The sequence below is a fragment of the Methanosarcina sp. WH1 genome (genome assembly GCF_000970005.1).
GTDB lineage: Archaea > Halobacteriota > Methanosarcinia > Methanosarcinales > Methanosarcinaceae > Methanosarcina.
The window spans coordinates 2,600,053-2,618,696 of sequence record NZ_CP009504.1 but is presented as its reverse complement, the minus strand read 5'-3'; the positions used below and the strand labels follow the sequence as shown (position 1 = coordinate 2,618,696).

The window sequence follows — 18,644 nt, the reverse complement described above, 5'->3', positions numbered from 1 at the left end:
CGTTCTGTTATTCGACAGTAACACTCTTTGCAAGGTTGCGGGGTTTGTCAATAGAGCAGTTCCTGGCAAGAGCAGTGTAATAAGCAAGTAGCTGAAGCACGACAACACTCAGAAGGGGGGCTAGCAGTTCATCGCTCTGGGGGATTCTGAGGATGACGTCTGCATACTTTCCTATTTCCGTGTCCTTACTGTCGGCGACCGCTATCACAAAAGCGTCCCTGGCTTTCACTTCTTTAATATTGCTGAGCATTTTTTCATAAGTCTGCCCTCTGGTGGCAATTGCAACTACAGGAGTTTCCTCGTCAAGAAGGGCAATAGGCCCGTGTTTCAGTTCTCCTGCAGCAAAGCCTTCGGCGTGTACGTATGAGATCTCTTTGAGCTTCAGTGCTCCTTCAAGAGCTATAGGGTAGTTAAGGTGCCTGCCGAGGAAGAAGTAATTCTTTGAGCGGGCAAAGCCCTCAGCACATTCCTTTATCGCTTCTTTCTGGTTAAGGATCTGCTGGATCTCTCCCGGGACTTTCCGGATTTCTGTGATGAACCCCTTTACGTAATCAGGGCTAAGCTTGCCCCTTACGAGGGCGAACTTTACGGCGAGGAGATAAAGAAGTGTAAGCTGGGTACTGAAGGTCTTTGTGGCAGCGACTCCTATTTCGGGCCCTGCCCGTGTATAGAGTACACTGTTTGCCTCTCTCGTAATGGTGCTTCCCACAACATTCGTAATTGCAAGCGTGGGACAGTTGTAAGACATAATCTCCCGCACGGCTGCAAGAGTATCTGCAGTTTCTCCTGACTGGGTAATTGCAATGGCAAGGGTTCCTTCATTCATAACCAGTAGTTCCGATCAGGCTTACTTCCGAATGACAAAAACATATTGATTTTACTTTTTACCCACTCATTTTCAAAATATTTTCTATTACTGGTTAGAGTTTAAAATTCTTAATCTATAATTTCCACTAACAGTTCTCAAAAAATAATTTTTTATCGAGTGATTTTATAGCATAAGCTATTAAGTTAGCAATTTTTAATTCAATACAAGTTATATTGTAGTTAATCGAGTGCGTAGCACTCGATTTCGTTCTTCATTAAACCATCTCAAACATTCCAGTAACACCTTAACTGGAATAAAATTCAGCGATTTTAGCCCATATCTAACAGCTTTGTTTATGTCTTCATTTATTAATGATTTTAGCTCATAAGCTGTAATTTCGATAACTGACTTTAGCATATTTAGAACATTGTACATGATGCATTGAATAACAAAGAACAATACTCTTGCTACTGGTGATTTTGTACATGTTCGTATCTTGAAGTCGTTTTTCACTCTATAGCCAGTTTCTATGTTCCATCTTTTTCGGTATTCTTCAGGAATTGTCTTTTCAAATTTCTCAGTTGATTCTGCCTCTTTGTTTGTAGCAAACAGGATGTACTTTTCCTTTTTATCATCATATATTGCCACAATATTGAAGGAAGGTCCTCCTTGCTTAAATTGATATTCAAAAATTACTGAAGTATTTCCCCATTCTTTTTGATGATTTTTAAGTTCTCTATTGATAACCTGATTTGATTTAGCTGCTATAACAAAATTTGACTTTAAGTTCATCTAATTTTGAAATCACAGCTCTATTACAAAATTCCTTGTCAAGGTATGATGTCCCTGTTTTTACACCTATTGCCTTTAAGTCTTTCGAATAAAGATTCGATGAATAGAGAATAATTCTTGTTCAAACTATTAATGTCGATTACGTCAAGTGTCAAGTGAGAAGTTCCAATTATATCCAGGGTACAAAACGATTTACCCCACGAACTGCCATTCTTTGGTTTTATGCCCCTAATTCCGGGAGTATTTTTGTCTCCATAAAATGGAACATCATGAAAATCAATAGCTATGTCATGAACAGTGTTTTCAAGTTTCATCATCTTGAAAATCTCAAAATTCATTTTTCTGAAAGCAGAAAGAGTATCTTCAATATTATTGTCTTTGATGTAATTGAAAATAGTATCTGCTGAGGGGATTCTTAAGTCAGGATTTTTGCTTTTGAGGTCATTACTTGCAGATTCAAGAGAGTTTGTAGAAAATGTTGAGGCATGTAATAACACGTTTAAAATGTCCTGACATTCATAATTTGCAGATTCTGGCAAAGTTATTATATCATATTTGCGAAACAATTCAGAGGATACAGCCATCAAGCTGGCTGTATCTATGGCCATGGAGTCGTTTTTGGTTGGCATCACAAACGAATTCCATGGTTCATTAGATCTTTTTTTCGGTAAATCATAAATATTTGATGACTGCCAAATTCAGCATTCGGAACTTGGGTTATTCGGAACTACTGATAACAGGGTTTCTGTACCTGTACTCCGAGCATATGTCAATGTCGCAGTGGATTCCTGCAAGTTGTTCAAACAGGTATTTTCCAAGCAAACCTGCATGCCAGGATGTTCCGCATGCCAGGATCTGAACCCTTGAAAGTTTCCTTATTTCGTCTTCACTGAGTTTCAGTTCGTTTAAGTATATAGCTCCTTCAAGTTCAGAGACTTTGCCTGCCAGAGTGTTGTGGATTGCACTGACCTGTTCATGAATCTCTTTCAGCATGAAATGTTCATAACCTGCTTTTTCTGCAGCCTCAAAGTCCCACTCTATCTTTTCGATCTTCTTTTCCGTGAGATTTCCTTCCCTGTCGAATATCTCCACGCTTGTTGGGGTCAGTACTGCTGTCTCAAAGTCATTTACAAATATAACATCCCTGGTATAGTTCAGAAAAGCAGTTACATCAGATCCAGCAAAATTTTCCTTTTTCCCGAGTCCTATGACGAGAGGGCTGTCCTTGCGGGCAAGCACGAGTTTTCCGGGCTCGTCAGAAGAGAGGATTCCAAGAGCATATGAACCTTCAATCTCTTTTAGGGCTTTTCTGAGTCCCACAAGAAGTTCGCATTTAGCCTCTTTTCCATCCGGTTTCCCATAGATGTGTTTGTGCAGCAGATGTGCGACCACTTCGGTATCGGTTTCGGATTTGAATTCGTAACCCTCTCCGATAAGCCTCTCTTTCAATGACATATAATTTTCGATAATCCCGTTATGTACTATCGAGATTTTTTCTGGGTTTCTTCCCGAGTTATGAGGGTGGGCATTTACCGTATTTGGGCGTCCGTGGGTTGCCCAGCGGGTATGTCCTATTCCGACATTTCCGCCGAGGTTCTTCGGGGTTTCGGATTCGAGATTTATGATTTTCCCTACTGCCTTATAAGTCTCAATTCCACTGCCAAGAACGGTGACTCCCGCTGAGTCATATCCCCTATATTCAAGTTTTTTAAGAGATTCTATAATAACTGGTGCAGCAGCACGTTGCCCTGCATATCCGACAATTCCACACATTTTTCTATCTCCTTCTTAAGAGCTTAGAGGACTACCGAATCACGGGGCAGGTCTCTGTAAATGGTGTTTCCAGATTCTACCTGACAGTTGACAGCAATCATTACTCCGGCTTTCACGAGCACTCTGCCTCCTATCCGGTTATCGTCCCCAACTATAGTTCCGAGCTTTGGGGCTTTGTGGATCCTGCAGTTAATGTTTATCTCCAGGTTTTCCTTTTCCTCTGCAGTAAAACCAGGGCCAAGGGTATTATTGCTTCCAATTATGGAGTTTGAAATTTGTCCATGGGAAGAAATCCTGCAGTCATTCATTATGATGCTGTTCTGGATTTCGGTAAAGGATCTTATGGACACATTGTCTCCTATCGTAGTTGAGGGCAAAATTACTACATTAGGTCCTATATCACAGTTTTCCCCGATTACTACAGGACCTACAATATAGGTTCCAGCACGGATTCTTGTGTTTTTTCCTATTGCAACCTTCCCGCGAATTATTACTCCTTCTTCAAGTTCTCCTTCTTGCCTCAGGTTTCTGGAGGAGTTTAATACAATTGAGTTTGCTTTCAGAAGATCCCAGGCATGAACCGCATCCAGCCACTTGGATTCAGTTGAGATTGGAGTGACTACTTTTCCTTCGTCAATCATAAGCTGGAGAGTGTCGGTTATTGCATATTCTCCATTTTCGGATATAGGAGTTTTTTCAATAGTTTCAAAGACCTGCGGCGTAAAAATATAAATTCCCGTGTTTACAATATGGCTTAAATCTCCAGGTCTTTTTTCCAGAATTTGGGTAATTCTTTTCTTTTCTTTCAGTACCACTCCATAGCCTGTTGTGTTCTCCATTCTTACGGTTAAAAGGCTCGCATCTCCTTCATAGTTGTTAAGAAGATCGGCTATGGTTTTTGGTTCTACCAGGTTGTCTCCGTTCAGGACAAGGAATTCGGAGTCCTCGGGACTTATTAGTTTTTTTGCCTGTTCAATCGCATGTGCTGTCCCGAGCTGGGCTTTTTGCTCAACGTATTTTATATTAACCCCGAAATTCAGTCCATCTTCAAAATAGTTCATTATGCGCTCTTTTTCATATCCGACAACCAGGATAATCTCATTGATTCCATTTGTTTCAAGTGAAGATATGACATGTTCCAGAATAGGCCTGTTGGCTACAGGAAGCATTACTTTGGAACGGGTAAGAGTAAGAGGCCTGCAGCGCAGTCCTTCTCCTGCTGCGAGGATAATAGCTTTCATAGAGTTAAAGAACCTTTTTTAGAATTTATACATTGCCTTCAGAAGCTATTGAATTAATCTATATAAATATGTTTATAAAAAATATAAGATGCAAAAACATTCTATATAATTTACTAGTGAGTGCATGATCTCTAAAAAAGAAAAAATATATATAAGAAGTATGAATCCTGTGTTTGATAAGTAAAGAGGTTCTAACTTTTTTAAAGTTGGAGTGCAGGCTTATCCGTAGAAGATAAAAAGCCCTGCCACATAAACCAGATATGCCCCTAGAATTACGCCTCCTTCCCACCTTTCCAGCTTTTTTCCAGTGATCCCGAAGATTATAAGGGTGAGGGATATCAGGAACATGAACGGAAAATCGTATCTTGCAAGCTGTTCAGAAACAGGGAGCATGCGAATCTGGGATGATGCCCCGAGGACCATGGCAATGTCCATTGTGTTTGCCCCGAGGATGTTTCCTATGGAGAGGTCCTGGTGCCCTTTCCTGAGGGAGGTAATTGCAGTTGCAAGTTCTGGCAGGGATGTTCCTATTGCAACCGCTGTCAGGGCTATTATTACTTCAGGGATTCCTATCCATTCGGCTATTTTTATCCCCGAATCGACCAGGATCCTGCTTCCTATTACTACGGAAAGGGAGCCGAGAACAAAAAAAGCTATATCTCTCCGGATATCTTTGACTTTCAGTTTTTCTTTACCAGTTTCATCATCTCCAAACAATACGCGCTGGGTCTTTGAAGCATGGAAGAGAAAAGCAAAAAACACCAGCAAAAGTATAATTCCATCAAGCTGATTCACATTTCCGTCTCGACTGACTATGATGAGGACAATTCCTGAAAGGAGCATAAGCCCGCTTTTAATGGGAAACGTATCATCCTTCATAGGGATTGCTTTTACAGCTATAATCGAACCCAGTACAAGCCCGGTGTTGCATATGACCGAACCCACGGCATTTCCTATTGTCACATCTGTATGTCCGATATAAGCTGCTGTTGCAGAAACTGCAAACTCCGGAGCTGTGGTTGCAAAACTCACAATCGTGGCTCCTATAAGCATTTTCGGAATTCCGCTTTTGTTCGATATTGAAACCGCAGCTTCAATGAACCAGTCCGAACCTTTGCTTATCATAGCAAGACTGAGCAGAAAAAGAAAGATCAAAAGCAAATTCATGGAGTCTTCTAAAGAAGACAAAGAATATAATTCAAACGCTCCTGTTTTTTTCAGTATTTTATATGTTTTTGGTCCTACAAAGTTATAACTACTATTGACAGTAAATTTACAAAATAAATCAGTTCAGTTATTGAAGGAGATAAGGATACCAAACAAATTATCGGGTACTGAGGAGGAACTGAAATGAAATTTCGTTTTCTTGCTGTCTTGCTGATTGTAGCCTCACTTCTCACCAGCGGCTGCACGGAAAATAGTTCGAATGAAGGGAATGGTACACAACCTGCTGAAAAAGTTGTAATTGGAACAAAGCTTTTCCAGGAGTCCTATATTGCCGCTCATGTGGTCTCTCTTTTACTCGAAGAGCATGGCTATGAAACTGATGTTAAAGAAAACCTTGGAGGCACGCTTGTAAATTATGAAGCTCTGAAGAAAGGAGATATCCAGGCATATACTGAGTATACAGGAACAATTTACAGCCAAATTCTAAAAAAACCGCCTCTTGAGGACTGGAACCCGGCAGTAGTCTATAAGGAGTCCGAACAGGGCATGTTTGAAAATGACGGGGTTGTGATTGCAGCCCGCCTGGGTTTCGAGGATGCTTATGCGATAGCTGTTGATAGGGAATGGGCTGAAAGCCGGAACGTGTCCACAATCAGTGACCTTGAGCCTTATGCCTCGGAAATGTCAGTAGGTACGGATCCCGAATTCGCCACGAGAGAAGATGGGCTTCCGCAGATTGCCCGTATTTACGGGTTCTCATTCAAAAATTACAATTCAATGGTTCCGGCTATCATGTATGAGGCCATAAAGAACAAAGAAGTCGATGCCATAAGTGCATATACTACGGATACTCGAAACGATCTCTACGGGCTAAATGTGCTTGAAGATGATAAGGATGCTCTTCCTCCCTATGACGCAGTGATTCTTGTTACTGAGACCTTTTCACAGGAAAACCCCGGTGCTATGGAAGCAATTGCACAGCTTAATGACATAATTGACCAGGACACTATGAGGCGCCTGAATGGAGAATATGATCTCGAAGGTAGGGAAGCAAGAGATATTGCCAGGGATTTCCTGATTGAAGAAGGTTTGATTTCTGCCTGAATATGGGCTACCCATGGTATTCAAGAAGCTTTTTGACCGGATCGATTCAGTCCGGCTTGAAAATATTACAAAGAAGTACGGGGATCAATTTGCCGTCAAAAACCTGACCCTGGAGATTCGGGGAGGGGAACTCCTGATCCTTATAGGAAGGAGCGGCTCAGGGAAGACCACTGCTATGCGGACTATAAACCGCTTGATAGAGCCTGATTCGGGTACTGTCTCCATAAATGGGACTGATGTAAGGGAGTTTGATCCAGTCCTCCTCAGGCGGAATATTGGCTATGTGATCCAGAATATCGGTTTGCTCCCTCACCTCTGCATTTCGGAAAATATCGGGGTACTCCTTAAACTTGAGGGGTGGAAAGAAGAGGAAATCAAGAAGAGGGTGAGTTATCTGCTAAGCCTCGTCTCCCTTCCTCCCGTGAGTTTTATGGGCCGCTACCCACATGAACTGAGCGGAGGCCAGCAACAGAGGGTCGGGCTTGCCAGGGCAATGGCTATGGATCCACCTCTTTTCCTTATGGATGAACCTTTCGGGGCACTTGATCCTCTCCTTCGAACTCAGTTGCAGGATGAGTTTTTCAAGATTAAAAAGGAGCTTGGAAGAACCATTGTTTTCATTACGCACGACATCAATGAGGCTTTCCGACTTGGTGACCGGATTGCAATTATAAACAATGCTGAACTTGTCCAGGTAGGAACTCCTGAAGAATTAATTTTCTCTCCAGCCAGTGACCTTGTTGCGGAGATTGTGGACTCAAAAAGGAAATACAGGCATATAGATACCCTGAAGGTTAGGGATATGATGCAGCCCTTTGCCGGGGGAAAAGAACTGAGAGATACCACAAGATCCCTGCCCTTTTTCTCCCCTGACACCTCACTTCTTGAAGCTCTTGCAAAGCTCAAGTCAGAGGGAGAATCTATGGGTCTTGTACTCGAAGATAACGAACCTGTAGGAGTCCTGTTTTTCGACCGGGTACTCCAGAACCTGATTTAAGTTTACATTAGTTTACATGATACCTGATCCTGAATCTGTCCAGGTTTAGCAAAAGGTGATTGTCTGATTAGCGAAAGGTGATTATCTGATTAGCGAAAGGTGATTATCTGATAATTGAAGATTTTAATGAGCTTACTGCGGAAATAATAAGAGTTTGGAACACTCAGCTGCTCTCTCAACGCACACTTGAGCACCTCCACATGTTTTTAGTTGCTCTCTTCTTTTCTATTCTTATAGGTGTGCTGATTGGAATCTTTACTTACAGGAACCAGAAACTTGCAGTCCCTGTCCTGAACGGCTTAAACGTAGTAGAAACAGTTCCCGATGTGGCTCTGCTGGTCCTTCTGCTCCCTATATTCGGGATAGGCACTAAGCCAACAATCGTGGCTTCTGTCCTTTATTCCATTCTTCCGATTGCCCGAAATACATACACAGGTCTTTCGAACGTGCCGAGGGAATATATAGAGATTGCCGAAGCCCTGGGCCTGACACAGGGGGATATTCTCTTCAAAGTTCGTTTCCCCCTGTCCCTTCCCCTGATCGCAGGAGGCATAAGGATTGCAGTAGTGTTTACAATGGGAGTCGTAACCCTTGGAGGGCTGATTGCGGCAGGTGGGCTTGGGGCTGCCCTTCAGAACGGAATTCAGCTCTACGATATGGGAACAATTCTTATCACCGGAGCCTGGGTGGGGCTACTTGCGGTACTCCTGGACGGAGGTGCAGGTATAGTAGAAAGCACTCTTAAAGCGAGGTATGGGACATGGTCATAATTGCAGAAATCCTTAAGGCTACGCTTGAGCACCTTTTTCTTGCTTATACCGCTCTTCTTATCGGAGCTCTTGTTTCTATCCCTCTGATACTTCTTTCCCTGTACAATGCAAAGCTGGCCTCATTTGTCATGAGGTTTTCCAACCTTGTTCAGGCAGTCCCCAGTTTTGCGGTTGTAGCTGTGGTTGTGCCCCTTATAGGGATTGGCTTTATCCCTGCGGTTATCGCCATAATGTTGAGGGTACTGCTTCCGCTCATTAAAAACACCTATATAGGACTTTTTAATGTGGATCCTTCGCTGATCGAGTCCGCAAAAGGAGTAGGGTTGACAGAATTTCAGGTTATCAGGTATGTGAGGCTCCCAAATGCATACCCTGCCATATTTGCCGGAATAAAATTTGCCGCCATCCTCGCCAACAGTATTGCAGTCCTGACAGCCCTTATAGGCGGAGGAGGTCTGGGGTCCATGATTTTTGAAGGGCTTACAAATTTCAATACTACCAAAATTCTGGCAGGAACCCTGCCGATCATAGGCATAGCCCTTTTCCTAGATTTTGCCTTCTCAGTGCTGGAACGCCGCTTGATCCCGGAATACCTTAAAATATAATCTTATATATAATGTTTAAAATGAAGGTTAAAATGTTCCGGATTTTTCCTATATATATTATATCTATTAAGAGTTATCCGGAGAACTATTTTCAAAAGTTAACAGTCAGGAGTCAAACTTATATAAAACAATTGTGTGATAATGTATACAATGTCAAACATTTTGTGCTTTTTTAGCAATATAACCTTAAAATATCTCTCCATTCAATTTATCTCGAATGTTTACTAATCATTTTTTATAAGTTAATGCAGCATTACAGGGAATCTCATGCTTGATCCGATACTCCTACTTGGGCTGGTGGTTGCCGTGCTTATTATGTCCCTTGTCGCACAGGCCCTCAGCTGCTATTTCCGGATTCCTTTTATTATTTTCCTGTTGATCGAAGGAGTCATTGTAGGGCCCGAGGTCCTTAATCTGCTGGACCCTGCCCTCTATATCGAGGGGTTAAGCGCCATCGTGGCAATCTCGGTATCCGTGATTGTCTTTGATGGGGGGCTTCACATTGACCTGAAGCATATAAGGATGGTTCAGGAAAGTGTTCTGAAGCTGACAACAATAGGGGTCATTGTGGCCTTCCTGGGAACCACGATTTTGACCAGCCTTTTGATAGGGATCCCTCTCGAAATCGCCGCCCTTTTCGGAGCCCTTATCACGGCAACAGGACCGACAGTAATAGTTCCCATTGTAAGGAATATCCAGATTAGCCACAGGCTTGGTAAGATCCTGGAACTCGAAGGGGTCCTGAATGACGCTGCCAGTGTGATCCTTGCAGCCATGGTCTTCGAATGGATTGCAGCAGAACTTTCCGGGATTGATGCTGTGATCTTTATCCTTTACAGATTGGGGATCGGAATTGTACTGGGGTCTTTGAGTGGGTTTGCCCTTCGCTGGTTCTTTACTCGGGGGACGGCGATTAGCAATCGGACCGCAAGGCTGGTTTCTCTGACTGCAGTATTTGCCTGTTTTGTCCTTTCAGAATACCTGGGCAACGAGTCCGGGATTCTGGCGGTAGCCATTTTCGGGATAATCCTTGGGACTTCAGAATTCCCTTACAAGGACACGATCAAGGAATTCAAGAGTGACATTGTGATTGTGATGCTCTCCCTGATTTTTATCCTGCTTGCGGCAATGCTTAAATTCGAAGATATCCAGAGAATAGGGGTAAACGGGATAGTCCTTGTACTCCTTCTCGTATTCTTTATCCGCCCGGTTGCAGTCTTCGTTTCGATGTGGAACTCGCAGATCAGTACGAATGAGAAACTTTTCATTTCCTTTATTGGGCCCAGGGGCGTTGTGCCGACTTCGGTTGCAACCTATTTTGCAATCAAGCTCGATTCGATGGGCATTCAGGGAGGGCAGGCCCTTGTTGGACTTGTCTTCCTTACGGTTATCATCACGGTCTTCATGAGTGGCAGTCTGTCAAAAAAAGTGGCAGAGTTACTGGAGGTAATCCCTATGGAAATTCTTATTATTGGTGGAGGAAAGGTAGGCAGGATTCTTGCCGAACGTTTTGACAAAAGAGGAGAAAATGTAGTTGTTGTGGACATTTCCGAGGCCAATTGCAAGAAATGCATGGAACTCGGGGTCCGGATTGTCCAGGGTGATGGAGGGGACGTAAATGTCCTGAAAAAAGCAGGAATAGAGAATGCCAAATATGTGGTTGCAACAACCAATCAGGACAACACGAACCTTCTCTTCTGCCAGATTGCTAAAGCTTCTTTCGGATTCAGGGGTGACCAGCTGGTAGCCAGGGTAAACGAGATAGAAAACCTCCAGGCTTTCTGGAATCTGGGCATCCGCGCAATGAGCCCGGCCACAACGACTGCAGTGGTGCTTGAGAACATGATTGGAAGGCATCATCTCTTCTCTATGTGCGAGGTAGGTGGTGAAGGGGACATGATGGAAGTCAAGGTCACGAATCCCAAGGTAATCGGGAAAGCCATTAAGGATATCCAGTTCCCTGAAAAGAGTCTTCTGGTTATGGTTCAGCGGGGCAATGATTCTATTATCGCCCACGGGAGCCTTGTGCTCGAATATGAGGATATCGTAACCGTTATTGGGGAAGGAGATGCAGCCAAACGGACTGCGGGCATACTTCACAAATAATTCTAAGTCCTACATCCCAAGATATATCAATATTAAAAAACAATCTATTCTAAAGTTACTTAAATAAATTTTTTATAAGGTAACTGGTGTTACGAACAGTGTGATCAACACTACAAAACATTTCTTATTACAAAGCGTCTTGTGGACAGATTATTGGATGGTTATTGGCAATCTAAAACGAAAGGTCTACTGATATTGTACAATTTAAGTAACTATCCGATTACATAACCTATCAGTAAAAAGTATATAAAAAACTTTGAGGCTAATCCGAAGCAGAGATAAGGGGAAGACAAGTGATTTTTAGGGCTTTGCAATTCACTAAGGCAGGGCTTTTTCAGGGCAGCCGCTTCCTGTCAGTTGAATACTTTCACCCCGCTTCACTCAACTTTATATTCTCTGCTGTGGTACTTTAGAATGCCTCTCAATAAGATGATGATAACCATGAGGCTTGAGGTAGATTAAAGATGAAACAGACTGCTGAATCCATTAGAGACCGGTTTATGAAACTTGGCATCGATGTGCCTGTTGAGGACATCGAAAGCAGACTCGACGAGTTGATTACAAAGTTCAAAGTGCCTTCAAATGAGGCACAGCGCAGCGTAACAAACTATTTTTTGAAGAAGTATTCCATTCCTAAAAATGAGTTTTATGTAAGACAGGCTGAACCCCAGCTCACCAAAATTGTGGATATTACGGAGAATGGGCAGTGGGCAAACCTTAAGGCAAAGGTTGTTCAGCTCTGGGAAAATACTCATGAATCCATATCTCAGGTTGGGCTTCTTGGAGATGAAACTGGAATCATAAAGTTTACCATCTGGAAAAATGCCGAACTTCCTTCCCTCGAACAGGGAGAGAGCTACCTTCTCAGGAGTGTCGTTGTTGGGGAATACAACGCCAGGTTCCAGGTCCAGGTTAACAAAAACAGTTCCATAGAGAAGCTCTCCGAGCCCATTGAATTAGGAGGCGGGGATTTCATTCCTTCAGCAAGAGAGGCCGAACTCCGGAATATTGCTGACCTTGTGGGGAACCAGTGGGCTACAGTAAGAGGAAAAGTGGTCCAGCTCTGGGAAAACTCCCATGAGTCGATAGAACAGGCAGGGCTTATAGGGGATGAAACCGGTGTTATTAAATTCACTAACTGGGCAAGCTCCGAACTTCCTGATATGGAAGAAGGCAAAAGTTACATGCTGAAAAATGTGGTCGTTAATGAGTGGAACGGCAAGGTTCAGGTTCAGCTTAACAGGTCAAGCTCCATAGAAACACTTGATGAAGACATCGAAGTGGGGACTTCTGCTTTTACATATTTCGGGGCAATGATTGACATTCAGACAGGTTCCGGACTTATAAAACGGTGTCCTGAGTGTAAACGGGCCCTGGTTAAAGGCGCTTGTGCAGAGCACGGAAAGGTCAAAGGAGAGTATGACCTCCGGATAAAGGCAGTCCTTGATTCGGGGACTTCCACCCAGGACTCCCTGATTAACCGGGAGCTTACCGAAGAGCTTGCTGGGATCTCTCTTGACAGTGCCATTGCAATGGCCGCAGATGCCCTTGATCCCGGAGTTGTACTGGATAAATTGAAACACGAGCTTGTTGGCAAGTATTATACTGTTAGTGGACACAGGCTTGACCGCTATATCCTTGTGGATTCCATTACTCCAAGGAGTTCTCTGGACAGGGAACTCCTTGATGAATTGCTTGCTGAACTGGAGGTGGAGTAAATGACAGGCTTTTTTAGAGAAGTATCACGCAGAGTTTTTTCCCAGGAACTGAAAGACTCAAACCTCACATCCAGGGATGAAAGTGACCAGTATGCCCCTCAGTATCTCTTTACTCCAACAGGGGCAAAGGTTAACCGCATCTTTATTGTGGGGACTCTTATCGAAAAGGAGGATATCGGTACCGACTCCGAATACTGGAGAGGCAGGGTTTCCGATCCAACAGGTTCCTTCTTAGTCTATGCAGGGCAGTACCAGCCAGAAGCCGCCCAGTTCCTTGAAGAGTGCGAACTGCCTGCTTTCGTAGCGGTCATCGGTAAAACCAGCACCTATACCACCGACGATGGAAATGTCCTGACCTCTATCCGTCCTGAATCTATACAGCAGGTAGATGAGCTGACCCGAAATCTGTGGGTACTCGATACTGCAAAGCAGACGCTTGAGAGGATAAGGGCAGTTGAGGCACAGGAAGATTCTAACTCAAAGCTTGCAAAGGAGCACTATTCCACTGATACCGAGATTTACCGTGAAATGGTTAAAAAAGCTCTTGAGTCCCTTAAAGACAATGCCTAAAAATTGTAACAAGTAGCTGTAATTAAGTAGCCGTAATTAAGTAGCCGTAATTAAGTAGCCGTAATTAAGTAGCCGTAATTAAGTAGCCGTAATTAAGTAGCCGTAATTAAGTAGCCGTAATTAAGTAGCCGTAATTAAGTAGCCGTAATTAAGTAGCCGTGAAATTCAGGGATTTTTTACTCTGAATTCACGCTTTTAACTTAGGAAACTCTTTGTTTCTTTAACATGTTACAGCTCTGTGCTCATAGAGTCTGGCAATTCTTCAACGAGCTTACGGTCTGTATTTATCTGGATGTATGGCACCGGGCGGGAAGAAGATGACTCTGAGAGCGCCGCCCGAATGGAATTTACCACGCAGGATCTTTGAACGCAGAAACCAGATCCTGATACATGGTATGAAGGAATACATGGTATGAAGGTTTACTCGCATTCCTATTTCTGATCTCACCCCATATACTTGTTCGGTATGCGTAGCACAGCCCGCTACTATAACTTCAAAACATCACAATAATTGCTATTTTTGTAAATATCAGTACAATTTGCTTAAATACTTATATAATTACACGAGGGCAGAAGATGCGGTATTTTGAAAGGTATATATAAAGCTCAGGATGACTTCTTTTACATGGTGGGAATATATATTGGGCAGAAATTAGGTTCTGCCGACAGGGTAAGAAAACAGGTAGACATCCGCATACCGCGAAGCGCCGGGGAGGTCACATTTCTCAAAGACGGTATAATTGTCGAGATGATCTGCACCACGAACATGCGCTAAATAGTGTACGAGTGCGTGTGTGGATAAACCGGTGCACAGATTTGTAGCATATATTTCACACTTCTTTGTTCAGTTTTCCACGCTTCTTTTCTTTCAGCTAAAGCGAAATTATAGAGGCATCTACATTGTTCAACATCAAATGTTTCACTTATGCTATGGATTTTTATTTTGAGAACATCAACAACTAAAGGATTCGTTAGAGCTTTTCTTCTATATTTCACACACTGAATGAAATGATAATGGAGCGAATACACAGAATGATTTCCAAGATCCAGTTTATTCTGCATAGTTATTGTTATATTGATGCAATTATAAATATAAAAATTTATATTACTGTTGTTTTGTAGAAGTTGACGGCTTTCATTTCCCACCTGTCGCTTACGCTCCGAGGAAGGGGACTTCCCGCCTTAGAGTTAAATATAATCAAATATAATCAAAAGAAACTATCATATGTGTTATCTTTTTGATCACACTTAAACCTTGATGCCAAAACATTTAACTGTAATAATTGTAATAAAAACTAGAAAAGGATGGGTTTTACACTTTGGTCATAGGAGTTACAATGATAAACGTGCTGCCAGGCTACGAAAAAGCAGCATACAGGGAAATGAAGAATATAGAAGGAATCAAGGAAGCTTACCATGTTTTCGGAGAGTACGACTTTGTCGTAATTATAGACGTTAAAGACCTGAGCATCCTCAATGCCGTGGTCGACAAAATCAGGGAAAGCGAGACTGTAACCGCAACCCAGACAATTATCGGTGCGGAACTCTGAGTTCCCAGGCGCCTGAAAGCATGAGATTCCGGCAGAAAAGAGCCGGAAGAATCGCTATCTTTTTTAGCGGGCGCTAACATTTATTACCTTGCACTTTTATTAAGAAAGAACTCCTGCTTTAGACAGAGTATCTTGCTTTGAAAAACTGTCGTAAAACTCTCCGGATAGAAATAACATAATATCCTTTTAAACACCGGATTTGTTTTAAACACCGGATTTGTTTTAAGCATCAGATCAATTTTTCAGCCCTGAGGTAAAAGTCCATGGAAATCCCCATTGCAGAAGAACTCGCCAAAAAACAGAAATCAATAAGTGTAGCAGAATTTTTTGAAAAGAACAGGCAGATTCTGGGTTTTGATTCAGCGCCTCGAAGCCTTATAACAACCGTAAAAGAAGCCGTGGATAACTCCCTGGATGCCTGTGAGGAAGCTGGAATCCTCCCGGATATCCTTGTTCAGGTTGAGAGAACAGGGACTGACTATGTAACCGTTATCATTGAAGACAACGGGCCGGGAATCGTAAGAGAACAGATCCCCAAAGTCTTTGCAAAGCTGCTCTATGGTTCAAGGTTCCATGCCCTCAAGCAAAGCAGGGGGCAGCAGGGGATAGGAATTTCGGCAGCCGTGCTCTATGCTCAGATGACTGCAGGCAGGCACACAAAAATCCTCTCCAAAACCAGCTCAACGGCTCCTGCTCACTATTACGAGCTCATGATCAATACCAGTACCAACGAGCCTGATATCCTGATTGACGAGATCCGGGACTGGTTCCGCCCCCATGGGACCCAGATTGAACTGGAGATGAAGGCTGCCTACGTAAAAGGGAGAAGGCAGTCCATTTATGAATACCTTAAAGCCACTGCAATTGTAAATCCCCATGCAAGGATAACTCTTATCGACCCTGATGGCAATGAGGAGGTCTTTGAAAGGGCTACGGATAAAATGCCTGAACCTGCAGAAGAAATTCTACCTCATCCCGAAGGGATCGAACTGGGAACTCTTATGAAAATGCTTCATTATACGGAGCGTCAGAAACTTGCCCCTTTCCTCCGCTACTCTTTTTGTAAGATTGGGCTGCTCACTGCCGAGGAAATCTGCAAGGCGTCCGGGCTTGACCCCGAAATCGATCCCCATGTCCTGGGCCGCCATGAAGCAAGAAAACTAATCGAGGCTTTTGAGAAGGTAAAGATCATGGCCCCTCCGACGGACTGTCTTTCCCCGATAGGGGAAGAGCTGATCTATCGGGGGCTTGAGAAAGAGACAAACGTGGACTTCATTGCCACAAGCACGCGGAAACCCTCTGTATATTCCGGAAATCCCTTTGTAGTGGAAGTCGGGCTTGCATATGGGGGGAACCTTCCTAAAGAAGAAAAGATCAGTATCATGCGGTTTGCAAACCGTGTGCCTCTGCTTTACCAGCAGGGAGGGTGTGTGACCACACATGCCGTCGAAGACATAAAATGGAAGCAGTACGGCTTAAACCAGCCTGGAGGAGGGATTCCTATAGGTCCGGTCCTCCTCCTGATCCACGTTGCTTCTATTAACGTGCCCTTCACCTCTGAATCAAAGGATGCGATCGCAGACATTCCTGTCATTAAAGAAGAAGTGGACCTTGCAATCAAAGAGGTTGCAAGAAAACTCAAGCATTACCTGAGCAAGCAGAGCAACCTCAAGAAACGCAGGGAAAAAGAAATTATCATTACAAAGGTACTTCCGAAAATGGCAGAAAAGGTTGCAAATATCTTGGAAAAGGACGTCCCTGACATAAATCCGGTTGTTGCAAATATCATGGGAAACCTGCTTGTGCACAGGAAAGTTAAATACAATGGAGACGGGACTGCAGATGTGGCTATAAAGGTCAAGAATTTCGGAACCTCAGCTTATTCTTTCAGGGTGCACGAAATGCTTCCCTGCAAAATTGACGGGGCAAAGCCGGAGCCAAAGATTGTGACCATGGGCAATGATTACGATTACATCTGGGAGATATCGGCAGCTGGAGGGTCTTCTAAAGTACTCAACTATAAAATTGAGTCTGCAACCGAAGAAGAACTCCGAAAGCTTCCTCAACTGATTGTAGAAGGGATTGAAGAAGAACTGGTAACCGGGGCAAAAGCTTTTAAAGGTGTTTAAAATGGCAAGAGAATCAAATAGCAAAACGAGACAGGGAGATGCCCTGGCAAAGGAAAGGCTGCTCGGGCTTGCAGAAAAGATCTACAACCAGTTTGAAGATGAGATTGTCCCTAGCGTCAGCCTTCCCAGTCGGACCAAGGCGAACATAGAATATTCTGATGAGAGCGATGTATGGGTCTACGGAACCAGGGAAAGTGAAAGGAGTGCAAAGACCGTAAAAGGTGCATTCCAGCTCCTGAAAACTACTTATGCTACCGATTTTCTCATAAACGAACACCTTGCCCAGAACCGCGGCTCAACACTTCGAGAACTTTACTACATCTCCGAGGGCTGGGACGCTGCAAAATTCAAGGAACAGGCTGAAAGCGACCGCCTGATCGAAGACCTGGAACTCCTGACCAGTCTCCAGAGGGAGTATTTCCACATGCGCCCTGAGGAAGACGGGGCTACGATGTTCGGGCCGATTGAAATCTCGGAACAGACAAAGCGCGGAGTGCGTAATATACACTGCCAGAAGGATGTAGGGGAAGGAGGATACCAGATCCCCTTCAATGTGGAAAACATTGAGTTTAAGAATCACGACGCAAGCATGATTATAGCCATAGAGACCGGTGGTATGTATGCACGGCTGATGGAAAACGGGTTTGATGAAGCTTATAATGCAATTCTTGTCCACTTGAAGGGCCAGCCTGCCCGGTCGACCCGCAGGATGATCAAGCGGATGAACGAGGAATTGGGGATTCCTATAGCAGTTTTTACTGACGGTGACCCCTGGTCTTACAGGATCTACGCATCTGTTGCCTACGGAGCTATAAAAAGCGCTCATCTCTCTGAATTTATGGCAACCCCGGCAGCCAAATTTCTGGGGCTCCAGCCTTCGGACATCGTGGAGTATGAACTCTCAACTGATAAGCTCACCGAACAGGATGTAAGTGCGCTTCGTAGTGAACTTTCCGACCCCCGCTTTGAGTCTGATTACTGGAAAGAGCAGATAAAGCTCCAGCTCGATATAGGCAAAAAGGCTGAACAGCAGGCTTTCGCAGGAAAAGGTCTGGACTTTGTAACCGAGGTATATCTCCCTAATCGGCTGAAAGAATTGGGCATGGTTTGAGAGATATCGAGTGGACATAGCAGTAGAGGGGACTGAAAAACACTCCACGAAATACGGCAGGTCGGCTGTTTAAAAAACGGTAGATGGTTCTGGTTGTTCGAAGTTAATCAGTTGATTTTATTTACGTGGAGGCCTTAATGACGTCTTTCAGTTTGTTAGTCCCTCGCTTCTCGCCGACTGGAACCTGTGGGCTTTGAGAAACT

General features: G+C 43.6%; 14 protein-coding genes and 3 pseudogenes. 11 read left to right on the top strand and 6 right to left on the bottom strand.

Annotated elements, in window-relative coordinates:
• Positions 1-7: 7 nt before the first annotated feature.
• From MSWH1_RS11465 to MSWH1_RS11445, 5 genes and pseudogenes are all read right to left on the bottom strand, one after another.
• Positions 8-829 (bottom strand): annotated as a pseudogene (locus MSWH1_RS11465) (isomerizing glutamine--fructose-6-phosphate transaminase); the annotation flags it as partial.
• Positions 830-1,036: 207 nt separating this feature from the next.
• Positions 1,037-2,229, bottom strand: a pseudogene (locus MSWH1_RS18390) (ISH3 family transposase).
• Between the two features lie 100 nt (positions 2,230-2,329).
• A pseudogene (glmS, locus tag MSWH1_RS11455) lies at positions 2,330-3,373 on the bottom strand (glutamine--fructose-6-phosphate transaminase (isomerizing)); the annotation flags it as partial.
• Positions 3,374-3,396: 23 nt separating this feature from the next.
• Positions 3,397-4,614, bottom strand: a complete 1,218-nt coding sequence (glmU, locus tag MSWH1_RS11450; protein ID WP_048128652.1) for a bifunctional sugar-1-phosphate nucleotidylyltransferase/acetyltransferase — start codon at positions 4,612-4,614, stop codon at positions 3,397-3,399.
• 219 nt (positions 4,615-4,833) lie between these two features.
• A complete protein-coding gene (locus tag MSWH1_RS11445; RefSeq protein ID WP_048130453.1) occupies positions 4,834-5,781 on the bottom strand; it encodes a calcium/sodium antiporter in 948 nt (315 codons plus the stop codon).
• A 183-nt stretch (positions 5,782-5,964) separates the two neighbouring features.
• Here MSWH1_RS11445 and MSWH1_RS11440 point away from each other — a divergent pair, with 183 nt between their 5' ends.
• The 8 genes from MSWH1_RS11440 to MSWH1_RS11405 all read left to right on the top strand — a co-directional run bounded on the left by MSWH1_RS11440 (position 5,965) and on the right by MSWH1_RS11405 (position 14,426).
• Positions 5,965-6,885 carry a glycine betaine ABC transporter substrate-binding protein gene (locus MSWH1_RS11440; protein WP_048128650.1) on the top strand — a complete coding sequence of 307 codons (921 nt, stop codon included), beginning with the start codon at positions 5,965-5,967 and terminating at the stop codon, positions 6,883-6,885.
• A gap of 13 nt (positions 6,886-6,898) precedes the next feature.
• Positions 6,899-7,882, top strand: a complete 984-nt coding sequence (locus MSWH1_RS11435; RefSeq protein WP_048128648.1) for an ABC transporter ATP-binding protein — start codon at positions 6,899-6,901, stop codon at positions 7,880-7,882.
• A 200-nt stretch (positions 7,883-8,082) separates the two neighbouring features.
• Positions 8,083-8,652 (top strand): ABC transporter permease, encoded by a 570-nt coding sequence (locus tag MSWH1_RS11430; protein ID WP_231585483.1) that lies wholly within the window; start codon positions 8,083-8,085, stop codon positions 8,650-8,652.
• The gene (locus MSWH1_RS11425; RefSeq protein WP_048128644.1) at positions 8,643-9,257 is read left to right on the top strand and encodes an ABC transporter permease; all 615 of its coding nucleotides are present in this window, start codon (positions 8,643-8,645) and stop codon (positions 9,255-9,257) included. Before MSWH1_RS11430 ends, MSWH1_RS11425 begins: the two co-directional genes overlap by 10 nt.
• A 267-nt stretch (positions 9,258-9,524) precedes the next feature.
• Complete coding sequence (locus MSWH1_RS11420) at positions 9,525-11,363, top strand: cation:proton antiporter (RefSeq protein WP_048128642.1); 1,839 nt, start codon at positions 9,525-9,527, stop codon at positions 11,361-11,363.
• 500 nt (positions 11,364-11,863) lie between these two features.
• Complete coding sequence (locus tag MSWH1_RS11415) at positions 11,864-13,081, top strand: replication protein A (protein WP_231591751.1); 1,218 nt, start codon at positions 11,864-11,866, stop codon at positions 13,079-13,081.
• Complete coding sequence (locus MSWH1_RS11410; RefSeq protein ID WP_048128638.1) at positions 13,082-13,651, top strand: RPA family protein; 570 nt, start codon at positions 13,082-13,084, stop codon at positions 13,649-13,651.
• Between the two features lie 586 nt (positions 13,652-14,237).
• Positions 14,238-14,426: a hypothetical protein gene (locus MSWH1_RS11405; protein ID WP_048128634.1), complete on the top strand. Its 189-nt coding sequence runs from the start codon at positions 14,238-14,240 to the stop codon at positions 14,424-14,426.
• Here the strand turns inward: MSWH1_RS11405 and MSWH1_RS20885 are convergent.
• Positions 14,423-14,713 (bottom strand): transposase, encoded by a 291-nt coding sequence (locus MSWH1_RS20885; RefSeq protein ID WP_369798602.1) that lies wholly within the window; start codon positions 14,711-14,713, stop codon positions 14,423-14,425. The genes MSWH1_RS11405 and MSWH1_RS20885 overlap by 4 nt on opposite strands.
• A 275-nt stretch (positions 14,714-14,988) precedes the next feature.
• On the opposite strand from MSWH1_RS20885, the gene MSWH1_RS11395 reads away from it, so the two are divergent.
• From MSWH1_RS11395 to MSWH1_RS11385, 3 genes are all read left to right on the top strand, one after another.
• Complete coding sequence (locus tag MSWH1_RS11395; protein ID WP_082088121.1) at positions 14,989-15,201, top strand: Lrp/AsnC ligand binding domain-containing protein; 213 nt, start codon at positions 14,989-14,991, stop codon at positions 15,199-15,201.
• Between the two features lie 263 nt (positions 15,202-15,464).
• On the top strand, positions 15,465-17,330 hold the full coding sequence (locus MSWH1_RS11390) for a DNA topoisomerase VI subunit B (protein ID WP_048128630.1): 1,866 nt from the start codon (positions 15,465-15,467) through the stop codon (positions 17,328-17,330).
• A 1-nt stretch (position 17,331) separates the two neighbouring features.
• On the top strand, positions 17,332-18,441 hold the full coding sequence (locus MSWH1_RS11385) for a DNA topoisomerase IV subunit A (RefSeq protein ID WP_048128628.1): 1,110 nt from the start codon (positions 17,332-17,334) through the stop codon (positions 18,439-18,441).
• Positions 18,442-18,644 lie beyond the last annotated feature (203 nt).